Below are 11825 nucleotides of genomic sequence, written 5' to 3'. Positions count from 1 at the left end.
GGGGCTAAATTTATAAATGGAAGGCTGTTTTTTCTTAATTTTGTTTGCGCAGGTATTTTGTCAATATGACGATGGTCTGGCCTTCTATTTTTCCTTCGATCTGCTCAATATTATCAGCTACTAGACGGATATTTTTAACCACGGTACCTAAGGTTGCCTTGAGTGAAGAACCTTTTACATCCAGTGTTTTTGTCAATACAACGGTATCGCCTTCCAATAGTCTTTGACCAATACTATCTTCATGAAAGGAAACATAACCATCGTTTTCATGATCACCGGTTTTCTTTGCTTCCGTTAACGTTTCATCATCAAGATAAAGGATATCGAGTGCTTCGGAAGCCCAGCCTTCATTTTTCAGACGGCTTAACATACGCCAGCAGACAATTTGTATGGCAGGTATTTCTGACCACATGGCGTTAGGCAAGAATTTCCAGTCTTCTGGATTTAATTGCTCCGTTTTGTTGAGCTGATTGGCCAAGGTTGCTGAAATCAGTAGGGTGTTATCCAAAGTAGAACTGGTTTCCGGTGGTAAGATATAGGTTACTACATCCGTTTCAGCGCCTGTTAGCTCACATTTCCCTCCAGCCCGCGCGAGTAATTGTTCTTCTAATTTCATATCTGTTTCTATAAAAGCCCAAAAATAAGAATATAAATTGTAGTAAGTTCTAACTGTTAAAATAAAGCTGGTTTTTTGCAAAAAAAATAAGGACATACCGCTATATTGGTATTGAATTTGTACACTAACGAGATTGGAAAAGATTATTAACTGAAATAAGAATATAGCATATGAAATGGCAAGGAGGTAAACAAAGTGGCAATTTTGAGGATCGTAGGGGGATGTCGGGGGGTGGAAAGATTGCATTGGGAGGTATTGGGGGGATCATCGTATTGGTCATTGGTTTTCTGATGGGGGGAGATCCCATGCAGTTGTTGCAGCAGGCGCAAAATATGGGTACACAGACGGAGCAGTCCGGACAGCCGCGCGAACTAAATCCTGAAGAAAAGAGACTGACAGAGTTTTCCCTGACCGTACTTCAGAGTACAGAGGATGTCTGGGCCAAATTATTTAAGGAACAAATGCAGCAAAATTATACGCCCACTACCTTGGTTTTTTACGATGGTGGTACACAAACAGATGGTTGTGGAATGGGACAGGCTTCATATGGGCCGTTTTATTGCCCCGGAGATCAGAAAATCTATCTGGACCTGACTTTTAACCGTGAACTTTCTGATAAGTTCGGGGCGAAGGGCGAATTTGCCATGGCTTATGTGATTGCGCATGAAGTAGGGCATCATATTCAGCAACTGGTGGGATTGTTACCTAAAACGAATCAAGCCCGGGGTAAACTCAGTGAGAGTGAAAATAACAAGATATCGGTTATGACAGAACTTCAAGCCGATTTCTATGCCGGCGTGTGGGCACATTATCTCAATGAATATACGGATATAAAAATAGATTATAACGATATTATGGATGGGATGAAAGCGGCAGAGGCAGTAGGTGATGATAAGTTGCAGACAGCCGCACAGGGGTATGCCGTGCCAGAGTCATTTACCCATGGAACCTCAGCACAACGTATGGCCTGGTTTAAGAAAGGATATGACTCTGGCGATATGCGTGCTGGAAATACATTTGAAGATCCAAGCCTGAGATAATAAAGAACAGGTTGCCGGATAGTCGTATCTATAAATAAGAGAAGCATTATATTGAACTGCACCCTACAAGTTGGACAAAACTTGTAGGGTGTTTTTATTGAACTAATAAATTGCAGCCCCGAATATCGCTTTGGTCAAAGCGGCCCAATATCTCAAATGAGCCATCTTGATACACTTTTCCTAAATCCTGCGTTGCAATAAATGAGCAGGAATACCGATTGGCCAGGTCGATGACATTAATGCCGCCTGTGCTATCGGAGGAGATTAAACTCAGTGGATCATTTGTATCACGTATTAGTACTTTCATCCATTTAGGTAAGTGGAAAATTCCCTGACCCGAAGAGTAGCCCTGTGACAGCAATTCGGTCATGCCATATTCTGAGTGGATGCCACTGACCTTGAAGGCATCTTCGAGGAGCTGATGGATCTCCTGTTTGACCATCTCTTTACGTTTACCTTTCATTCCGCCAGTTTCCATGATAATGAGCTCCGGAAAGTCAAAGGCATATTGCTCAATAAAATCAAGCAGGGCATAGGTAACGCCGAAAAGGATGGTTTTGGTTCCGTTATCTTTTAATTGGACAAGTGTATCATATAGTTCCTGATGATTGTAGAGGAAATAATTGCTCTGCACTTGTTTACTTTGTTTCATCAAGTCATCGATCATATAGATCAAGGAGGAACCACTTCTTTCCAGATAGGACGGCAGCAGGGCTAAAATAGCGATGTCTGTAGTTGGTCCGTAAAAATCTTCAAATATACGGCGAAAAGTACGCTCATAGATGGATACATCAGCAACAAGATGCTTAGAAGTGACCATGCCCGTTGTTCCTGAACTTGAAAATACAATTTGAGGAATCATTCCGGCAGCCAGTACTTTTTGTGTTTTAAAAAATTCGATTGGGAGGAAGGGGATGTCCTTATAATGCTGGACTTGATTTTTTTCTTTGCCTATTAGCGAAACATAGTCGCGGTAAACTTGACAATGCTGCAGCTGGAAGTGATAAGTTTCTAAACAATGTTGATTAAAATCGTCTTCCGTTTGAATTTCAAGAAAATCCGTCCAATTCGTCATAGCATTTAAATTTGTTGGACAAAATTAGCTAAAATTTAGAAATATTGAGTAGCGAAGCCGGAGCCGGCAGTAGGAATAACATAANNGCTGCTGAATTTCAGCAGCAGGCGCTTTTATGTTGAAAGCTATATGTTACAGCATACCACCGTCAACAGGAAGAACCTGTCCAGTGACATATGCGGATAAATCAGATGCAAGGTATAGGCATGCATTGGCAACATCTTCTGGCGATCCGGCGCGTTTCAATGGAATTCCGGCTTCCCATGTTGCGATCACTTTAGGGTCTAATATATCTGTCATTTCCGTACGGATAAATCCTGGAGCAACCACGTTCGCGCGAATATTGCGAGAACCTAATTCTTTCGCAATGGATTTGGTGAATCCTATAATACCTGCTTTGGAAGCCGCATAATTTGCTTGACCGGCATTTCCTTGAACGCCAACAACGGAAGACATATTGATGAAAGAGCCTTTACGGTTTTTCATCATTATTTTTGAGGCCGCTTTTGTTACATTAAATACGGATTTCAAGTTAACGTTCAATACATCGTCCCAGTTTTCTTCTGTCATACGCATCAGCAGACCATCCTTTGTGATGCCGGCATTATTGACTACGATATCCAGGCTTCCGAAATCTGCAACGATCGCATTGACCAGTTGTTCTGCTTCTTCAAATTTTGAAGCATCAGAACGGTAGCCGATTACTTTTGTTCCGTAGGCTTGAAGCTCTTTTTCCAGCGCTTGTCCCTTTTCTACAGACGAAAGGTAAGTGAAAGCGACATTGGCACCGTGTTGTGCAAACACTTCGGCAATTTTTCTTCCAATTCCTTTTGATGCTCCAGTTACCAAAGCAATTTTTCCTTCAAGTAGTTTCATATAAGAGTGTAATGTTATTCGTTGATGTTTTTGCAAAAATGTTAAAACTATATTATAACACAAAATCTTTCGATAAATAAGGATTTAAAACGCGCCAAGTATTGGTGTGATTTGCGGCTATTCATGGCCGGCAGAATAGGCGATATCATGTGTATGGTGTGCGGAAACCAGAAAAGTGGAATTTTGCCAACACTTAGGATTATTTTAATAAATCAATGGTATTTTTGAATAAGTGTTCCTAAAAAGTACAGTTTTTTGACAAAAGACTTGGGCGTTTACCAAAAACTATATTAAATTTGCATCAATCACAAAAACATGAGCAAAAAATCAAATAAAGAAGTTGACGTTGTTCTAATCGGCGCCGGTATTATGAGTGCTACTTTGGGTACNNCTAATCAATGAATTAAGCCCAGACGTTAATATTGAAATTCTTGAGCGTTTGGATGTTGTGGCGGCTGAGAGCTCTGACGCTTGGAATAATGCTGGCACAGGCCACTCGGCCTTGTGCGAATTGAATTATACACCGGAACAAAAAGATGGTTCGGTAAAAGTTGATAAAGCTGTTAAAATTGCGGAGCAATTTGAAGTATCGAAGCAGTTTTGGTCGTACCTGGTTGATAAAGGCATTATTGCCCAACCGGAGAATTTTATCCGCAGCATTCCACACATGAGTGCGGTTTTTGGTGAAAAAGATGTGAAATTCCTGAAGACAAGATGGGAGACGATGAATACCCAAACTTTGTTCAAGGGCATGGAATATACCGAAGATGCAGAACTCTTGAAATCATGGATTCCTTTGATGATGGAAGGACGGGATGCAAGCGAGAAAATTGCTGCTACCAAGATGGATTTAGGTACCGACGTGAATTTCGGTTCATTAACACGTGATTTGATTAACAACCTGGCAAACAAAGAGAATATCTCAATTTCCTTAAACCATGAAGTTGTGGACATCGATCGTGAGGATGATGGCCGTTGGGAAATCGAAGTGAAAGATCTAAAAACAGGGGTGAAGAGAGAGCTAAAAGCGAAGTTTGTTTTTATAGGCGCTGGAGGTCACTCATTGTTATTGCTTGAAAAATCCGGTATTCCAGAAGCAAAAGGTTATGGTGGATTCCCTGTAGGGGGCCAATGGTTGAGATGCGTAAACGAGGAAATTATCAATACGCATCACGCTAAAGTCTATGGTAAAGCATCTGTTGGCGCGCCACCGATGTCTGTACCACACTTGGATACCCGTTATATCGATGGTAAACAAGCCTTACTTTTCGGTCCTTACGCTGGTTTCTCAACCAAATTTTTGAAACAGGGTTCTTATTTTGATTTGCCGGCATCAATCAAATTATCCAATATCCGTCCGATGTTATCCGCAGGACTTGATAATTTGCCATTGACCAAGTATCTCATTACAGAGGTTATGAAATCTCCTAAAGATAAATTGGAGTCGCTGAAACAATTTATGCCAACCGCTAAATTAGAAGATTGGGTTATTGAAAAAGCTGGCCAGCGTGTACAGGTGATTAAAAAGGATGAGAAAAAAGGAGGGATTTTAGAGTTTGGTACTGAAGTGGTATCGAGTGCAGATGGTTCTATCGCTGCCTTATTGGGCGCGTCGCCGGGTGCATCTACTTCGGTGGCGATCATGATCAGTCTCTTGAAGAAATGTTTCCCTGAGCGTGCTAAATCAGATGAATACCGCAAAAAACTGCGCGAGATGATTCCTTCACACGGTAAGTCATTAAATGATGATGCTGAGCTTTGTCGTGAAACTCGTATCCGTACGCATAAAGCATTGAAATTAATTGCTATAGATTAATTTCAATAAACAATATACTTATGGGGTGCTCGGAAATGACAATGTTATCCGGGCTGAGATTATACCCAATAAAAGCGATTGTACGGCCTTGTACAATCGCTTTTATATACCTGATCCGGATAATGCTGGCGTAGGGATTTTAATTTCAATAAAAACATTCGTTTTTTCCGCTCATAAGTTTATTATGTAATTACACAGAATAATAAACAATTGAATGACTTCTGAGACAATTTTCGAAGCTTTTATTAAACAAATACAACAAGCCTCCATAGCCGAATGGCTGGGGGTCTGTTTTGGTATCTTGCAGGTTTGGTTTTCACGACAGAATAAATCGGTTAATTACCTCTTTGGGATTATTGGTATCATCATCTCGGTATATGTCTTATTCCATGCAAAATTATATGCCGAAATACTGTTGCACCTGTATTATCTTGTCATGAGCGTTTATGGCTGGATCTACTGGAAATATAGCAGTGATATTATTGTGCCGATCAGTCGTAGTACAACCCGAGATTGGCAGATTGTTGGTTTTATCTGTGTGGCAGGTTTTCTATCGTTCTATTTTGGTCTGGTGCATTTAACTGATTCGGATGTTCCGCTATGGGACTCCTTTGTTTCCTGCACAGCCTGGGCGGGGATGTGGCTGCTGGCGAAACGTAAACTTGAAAATTGGATTTTATTGAACATCAGTAACCTGATGGCAATTCCTTTGCTTATGCACAAGGGTTTATTTCTGTATGCTGCTTTAACCTTATTTTTATTTGTGATGGCTTTTAGTGGCTATTTTAATTGGCGGAGAATATTAAGTGATGAAAAGAAATATGCAACTGACTGATGCAGCTATCGCTGTTCTAAAAGATCAGCAACGTAAAGGAATTCAGCAAAAGAGTTTGTCTGATGAACAGCTTGAGCTAATATACCGGAACAAGTGGTTTAAAATCTGGGTACCACAATCTTTGGATGGCTTGGGGCTGGATTTGGTCAGCGGGCTTTCTTTGTTGAAGGAGCTGGCCTACCAGGATGGCGGATTGGCGTGGACAGTAACTTTATGTGCCGGCGCGAATCTTTTTGTTGGCTTTATTGATCCAGCGGTCGGGCAGGATATTTTCAACTCAAAAACGGTATGTTTTGGCGGCAGTGGGCAGGTTGCTGGTGTCGCTGAACGTGAGGGTGAATCTTATCGTCTGAAAGGGCTTTGGAAATATGCTACCGGAGCTCCCCACTTGACACACTTTACGTTGAACGCCTATATTCAGGAGGATGGCAGGCCGCTATTGGATGCGGGTGGAAATCCACTTGTAAAATCTTTCTTTGTGGCGCGTGAATTTGTATTGATTCATTATGATTGGGATACATTTGGCCTGGAGGCGACAGCATCGCATTCCTTTTCGCTGGACAGTATACGGGTGGATGAGAATCAGTCATTTTTTATCGATGCGTCAAAAAGTACACGGACTGAGCTGCTCTATCAATACCCTTTTGTGCCGTTTGCCGAGTTGACCTTACTGGTAAACTTTATGGGGATGTATCATCGGTTTTTAGATTTGATCGAGAAGTTATTTGTATTGAGGTCCAATCAGGGGAAATGGGAGCAAATGGAAAGTAAAGCTGCTTTTCGGAAATTGGATGAAATGCAGCAGGACTATACAGCTAGGGAAAATAGTATCATGGAGCTTGCTGTTCGATCTTGGGATAATCTCAAGGACGAAGCTGATAATACCGCGTTATATGAGCGTATAGCGATAGAAAGTAGAGACTTTGTGGAAACTATTCTGTCCAATGTCATTAAACTCTATCCCCATACGGGGATTTCGGGCGCAGCCACTGACAATGAAATCAATATTTTGTTTCGGAATATATTTACGGCATCTCAGCATAAATTGCTGCAAAAAGGGTTTTTGTAGGCTTGATAGGGGGGGAGGTAGCAACTACGATCTGATAAAAAATGAAGATTGTTGCGTACATTTTTCATTTATGTTAACACTAAAAAAGACGATCAATAGATCGTCTTTTTTAGTGTTAAATAGGATGTGTTCCCGGCGGGGGTCGAACCCACATCGTCAGAACCGGAATCTGAAATTCTATCCATTGAACTACGGGAACGTGTCGCAAAGATATACTATTTTCCAGATCTTACAAATAATCTTTGCGATAAAATTTAAACTTTTGAACGGGGGATTTCAGGAGCATGGCCATCCTTGTTTTAGTCGCCCAGCTTTTATAATTTATGCCATTCCGGTTTTCTGGTCTAACTTTTTGTCTATTAGTAACATGTATTCAAGGTTGTGTTTAAGCTGTGCTGCACTGTTTACTCGGATGCTTTACACAGACTGCAAATTCCAATGGGTTTAGGTCAGCAAAAAAAAATCATTGCATGTGGCTCAACAAACATTTTAAACTTACCTATTGATTTGCCCAACCGATAACAAATTAAGATCTGGGATGGTATTGTGTGATGATGGAATGGAGGTAATCCCGATCAATATGTGTATATATTTCAGTTGTTGTAATACTTTCATGCCCCAGCATATCTTGTACAGCCCTTAGATCAGCACCGCCTTCAACGAGGTGAGAGGCAAAGCTATGTCTAAATGTATGGGGGCTAATCGTCTTTTGCAATCCAATTTTTTGAGCAAGCTCCTTAATGATCAGAAAGATCATCACCCTGGATAAAGCCGAACCTCTTCTGTTCAGAAATACAATGTCCTCATTCCCATCTTTGATTTTAATATGTGGTCTAACGGAATCCAAATAGAGCCTTAAATGTTTGATCGCCTGCTGACCGATGGGAATCAGCCGTTCTTTACTGCCCTTGCCTTCCACTTTGATAAATTCTACATCGAGAAACAAATTGGAAATCTTGAGGTTGACGAGTTCGGATACCCGCAGTCCACAGCCATATAATACTTCAATAATTGTTTTGTTGCGCTCACCCTCAGGGCTAGATAGATCTATGGCTGCAATTAATTGGTCAATCTCATGAATGCTCAATACACTCGGCAGTTTTCTGCTCAGCCGTGGTGCCTGCAGCAGTTCTGTCGGGTTGTTGTCCAGTTCATGTTCGATAATCAAAAAACTAAAAAATGTTTTTAGTCCGGATATCAGGCGTGATTGCGTGAACGGCGAGATGTTAAATTCCTGCAACCACTGTAGGAAATGCTGAATATCTTTGCGGGCAACCTGATTTAAACCGAGGTTATTGTCCTCACAATAGATCTGGAATTTAGAAACATCGTTCAGGTAAGCGTCAATCGAGTTGATGCTTAAACCCCGCTCGAACTTTAGAAATTGTTCGAATTCTTTTTTAATGACCTGCCAGTTGCTAAAATCCATTTGCAACAAAATTACAATTAACTATTGTTCTTTTCGAAAGATATTCTGTATTTTTAAGCGTATTTTTTACAAAACATGAGCAATAGCAATGAGAAGCTCCATCCCATAAGGGATATTAAAAGTATTTTATCCGTATTTTACTATCTATCGGGAGAATTGGTCTCCAATCCCGTTTACCTTAATACAAACAATTAGCAAAAAATAACTAAAAAAGAGATTTTTTTGTATGAAATTCATTAAACCACTCGCATTAGCCTTTTTACTACCCGCGACTTTCTATGGAGTAGAAGCAAAAATGCCAACCACCTTGAGGGCGGAAGCCAGAGCTATTCTGTCACAGGATAGTTTGGCCTTAAATCAAAAATTACCTTTCGACAATGAAGTTGTTACCGGTAAACTAAAAAATGGATTTACATATTTTATCCGTAAAAATACAGAGCCCAAGGGCCGTGTTACCATGTATTTGGGCATGAAAGCCGGTTCGATCCTGGAAAATGAAAAGCAGCTCGGTTTGGCGCATTTTTTGGAACACATGAACTTTAATGGTCTGAAGCATTTTCCAAAAAATGAACTTGTCAATTACCTCCAAAAAGCAGGTGTCCGGTTTGGCTCAGATCTGAATGCTTATACCAGTTTTGATCAGACGGTCTATCAATTACCTATACCGTCGGATGATCCGGAATTGTTAAAAAATGGAATGCAGGTCATGCGCGACTGGGCGCAGGATGCTCTATTGGATGGTGAGGAAATTGATAAAGAACGTGGGGTAATTTTGGAAGAGAAACGCGGGGGAAGAGGCGTGCAACAACGTCTACAAGACCAGTATTTTCCGATGGTACTCAACGGATCTCTTTACTCAAAACGTTTGCCGATTGGTACGGAAGAAATTTTAAAGACCTTTCCATATACCGAAATACGTAAGTTTCACCAGGACTGGTATCGCCCAGATCTGCAGGCGCTCATTATCGTCGGTGATATTGATCCTAAAGCAATCGAAGAAAAAGTGAAGGTGTTATTTTCGGATATGACGATGCCGAAGAAGGTTCTTCCACGTAAAGAGTTTCGGGTCGATCTATTGAATAAAAATCAATTTTTGACGATCTCGGACCCAGAACTTCCTTATACCGTGGCTCAGATCCTGATCAAGAACGAAAAGGAAAAGGTGGTTACCGTTGGAGATTACCGCAATGAATTGCTCAAAAGCATTTTCAATCAGATGATTGCTGGCCGTTTTTCTGAGCTGATGCAGCAACCTAATCCACCTTTTATGCAAGCAGGAGGTAGTATCGGCGATTTAGTGGCTAACCTAAATACGTTCTCCCTAGTGGTGGTACCTAAACCGGGAGAACTGGAATCAGGGTTTAAAGCGATGTTGACCGAATTTGAGCGTATCCAAAAATACGGCTTTACACAGACTGAGCTTGATCGGGCACTTGCTGATATGAAGAAGGGCAATGAAATGGCCTATATCGAGCGGGATAAGAAAAAATCCGATAGCTATGTCAACCGTTACCTGAACTACTTTATCGACAACGAGCCTGCCTTGAGTAACGAGGCTTCCTATAACTTAACAAAACAATTATTGCCCACTTTAAAACTGGAAGAGGTAAATGCCCTGGTCAAAAAATATTATACCGATTTAAATCGTGATATATTAATTATGGGGCCAGAAAAGGAAAATGCGAACCTGCCTACAGAACAAGCTGTTTTGGGATGGGTGAAGGCGGTCGAAGATGCTCCGGTTTCTGCTTATGAGGATAAGGTCTCCAATCTTCCCTTGCTTTCCAAAGAACCTACTAAGGGTTCAATCGTGTCCTCAAAGGATGTCACAGCGGTCCAAGCTAAAGAATTGGTTTTGAGCAATGGCGTGAAGGTGATTTTAAAACCTACAGATTTTAAAAATGACGAAATCCAGATTATGGCCTATAGTCCTGGAGGAACGTCGTTGTATGCTGATGCTGATTACTTCTCCGCTTCAAATGCCTCTTCATTAGTCGATGCGAGCGGTGTCGGACAAATGAGTAATGTCGAATTAACGAAATACCTTGCCGGGAAGGAGGTATCGATTTCTCCGTATATTTCCGAGCGCTATGAGGGTATCTCTGGTCGCACAGATAAGGAAGGCCTGAAAAATGCCTTTGAGTTGATCTATGGTTATTTTACGGAACCACGGCTGGATAGTGATGTCTTTCAGAGCACCATGACCAGAGCAAAAGGCGCATTGGAGAACAGGCTGAGCGACCCCAATAATGTCTTTTCAGATAAAGTAAAAGAGGTGCTCTATGGTAATAATGTACGGAGACAAAACCCGACAGTCGAAACGCTTACAAAGATTGATCCTAATCGTGCATTGGCAATTTATAAAGAGCGATTTGCAGATGCTTCGGATTTCGTCTTTACTATTGTGGGATCATTTGATGAAAACCAGATTAAGCCATATATTGAGACTTATCTTGCCGCTCTGCCTGCGGTCAAACGGGGAGAGAACTATAAAGATTTAAATATTCTGGAGCCAGCTAAAGGGGAGCGTGTTGTCGTGCACAAAGGCAAGGAGCAGAAGGCAAGTACACAATTGGCTTATTATGGCGACTATAGCTATAATGAAAATGAAAATGTCAATATGGAAGCTTTAGAAAGTGTATTGACGATCAAATTACTTGAACGATTGCGGGAGAAAGAAGGCGGTGTGTATGGCGTCGGTGCCCGTGCCGGTTTCAATAAACTTCCTAAAGCACGTTACGCCTTTTCAATTGGTTTTGGTTCAGCAGTGGATAAGGCGGACCCATTGATCAGCTCTGCTTTGGACGAGGTGAAAAAGATTCAGGACGAAGGGCCGGAGAAGGTGGATATTGAGAAATTTGTGGCTGAACAAAGAAGACAGAACGAATTAAACCTGCGGGAGAACGGCTATTGGCTGAATTATATCTCCAGTTCTTACCAAAATGATCTGGATATCAGTAGATATACACGTCGCACGGAAAACCTGAATAAAGTCACGCCGAAATCTGTACAGGATGTCGCGGGGAAATATTTGAAAAAAGATCGACTTTTTGAATTTATTTTGATGCC

At 41.2% G+C, this 11825-nt stretch carries 9 protein-coding genes and 1 tRNA gene; 5 read left to right on the top strand and 5 right to left on the bottom strand.

Annotated features, from left to right (window positions below; translation table 11 throughout):
* Positions 1 to 34: 34 nt before the first annotated feature.
* Complete coding sequence (locus B4G94_RS26110; RefSeq protein WP_108633711.1) at positions 35 to 616, bottom strand: PhnA domain-containing protein; 582 nt, start codon at positions 614 to 616, stop codon at positions 35 to 37.
* A 170-nt stretch (positions 617 to 786) separates the two neighbouring features.
* Here B4G94_RS26110 and ypfJ point away from each other — a divergent pair, with 170 nt between their 5' ends.
* Positions 787 to 1656, top strand: coding sequence for a KPN_02809 family neutral zinc metallopeptidase (gene ypfJ / locus B4G94_RS26105; RefSeq protein WP_108633190.1), 870 nt, complete (start codon positions 787 to 789; stop codon positions 1654 to 1656).
* Between the two features lie 94 nt (positions 1657 to 1750).
* Here the strand turns inward: ypfJ and B4G94_RS26100 are convergent, their stop codons facing one another.
* The gene (locus B4G94_RS26100) at positions 1751 to 2731 is read right to left on the bottom strand and encodes an acyl transferase (protein ID WP_286863046.1); all 981 of its coding nucleotides are present in this window, start codon (positions 2729 to 2731) and stop codon (positions 1751 to 1753) included.
* Between the two features lie 132 nt (positions 2732 to 2863).
* The gene (gene fabG / locus B4G94_RS26095) at positions 2864 to 3607 is read right to left on the bottom strand and encodes a 3-oxoacyl-[acyl-carrier-protein] reductase (RefSeq protein ID WP_286863045.1); all 744 of its coding nucleotides are present in this window, start codon (positions 3605 to 3607) and stop codon (positions 2864 to 2866) included.
* Positions 3608 to 4055: 448 nt separating this feature from the next.
* Here fabG and mqo point away from each other — a divergent pair, with 448 nt between their 5' ends.
* The 3 genes from mqo to B4G94_RS26080 all read left to right on the top strand — a co-directional run bounded on the left by mqo (position 4056) and on the right by B4G94_RS26080 (position 7327).
* On the top strand, positions 4056 to 5423 hold the full coding sequence (gene mqo / locus B4G94_RS26090; protein ID WP_422663715.1) for a malate dehydrogenase (quinone): 1368 nt from the start codon (positions 4056 to 4058) through the stop codon (positions 5421 to 5423).
* Positions 5424 to 5637: 214 nt separating this feature from the next.
* Complete coding sequence (gene pnuC, locus B4G94_RS26085) at positions 5638 to 6258, top strand: nicotinamide riboside transporter PnuC (RefSeq protein ID WP_286863044.1); 621 nt, start codon at positions 5638 to 5640, stop codon at positions 6256 to 6258.
* The gene (locus tag B4G94_RS26080; RefSeq protein ID WP_286863043.1) at positions 6233 to 7327 is read left to right on the top strand and encodes an acyl-CoA dehydrogenase; all 1095 of its coding nucleotides are present in this window, start codon (positions 6233 to 6235) and stop codon (positions 7325 to 7327) included. The genes pnuC and B4G94_RS26080 overlap by 26 nt, the downstream gene beginning before the upstream one ends.
* A 127-nt stretch (positions 7328 to 7454) precedes the next feature.
* Here the strand turns inward: B4G94_RS26080 and B4G94_RS26075 are convergent.
* Positions 7455 to 7526 (bottom strand) — tRNA-Arg (locus tag B4G94_RS26075).
* A 327-nt stretch (positions 7527 to 7853) separates the two neighbouring features.
* Positions 7854 to 8756 carry a site-specific tyrosine recombinase XerD gene (xerD, locus tag B4G94_RS26070; RefSeq protein ID WP_108633218.1) on the bottom strand — a complete coding sequence of 301 codons (903 nt, stop codon included), beginning with the start codon at positions 8754 to 8756 and terminating at the stop codon, positions 7854 to 7856.
* A 226-nt stretch (positions 8757 to 8982) separates the two neighbouring features.
* Here xerD and B4G94_RS26065 point away from each other — a divergent pair.
* The coding region (locus B4G94_RS26065; protein ID WP_286863042.1) for a M16 family metallopeptidase at positions 8983 to 11825 on the top strand (2843 nt) is incomplete at its 3' end.

Source organism: Sphingobacterium sp. UBA7625 (assembly GCF_002484085.1).
GTDB classification, from domain to species: domain Bacteria; phylum Bacteroidota; class Bacteroidia; order Sphingobacteriales; family Sphingobacteriaceae; genus Sphingobacterium; species Sphingobacterium athyrii.
Note: the sequence above shows the minus strand (reverse complement) of the source record. Positions and strands in the feature narration are given on the sequence as shown.

Bases quoted from the DNA above. Each gene is read 5' to 3' on its own strand.
- B4G94_RS26110 (WP_108633711.1), bottom strand. From the start codon at position 616: ATGAAATTAGAAGAACAATTACTCGCGCGGGCTGGAGGGAAATGTGAG.
- ypfJ (WP_108633190.1), top strand. From the start codon at position 787: ATGAAATGGCAAGGAGGTAAACAAAGTGGCAATTTTGAGGATCGTAGG.
- B4G94_RS26100 (WP_286863046.1), bottom strand. From the start codon at position 2,731: ATGACGAATTGGACGGATTTTCTTGAAATTCAAACGGAAGACGATTTT.
- fabG (WP_286863045.1), bottom strand. From the start codon at position 3,607: ATGAAACTACTTGAAGGAAAAATTGCTTTGGTAACTGGAGCATCAAAA.
- pnuC (WP_286863044.1), top strand. From the start codon at position 5,638: ATGACTTCTGAGACAATTTTCGAAGCTTTTATTAAACAAATACAACAA.
- B4G94_RS26080 (WP_286863043.1), top strand. From the start codon at position 6,233: ATGAAAAGAAATATGCAACTGACTGATGCAGCTATCGCTGTTCTAAAA.
- xerD (WP_108633218.1), bottom strand. From the start codon at position 8,756: ATGGATTTTAGCAACTGGCAGGTCATTAAAAAAGAATTCGAACAATTT.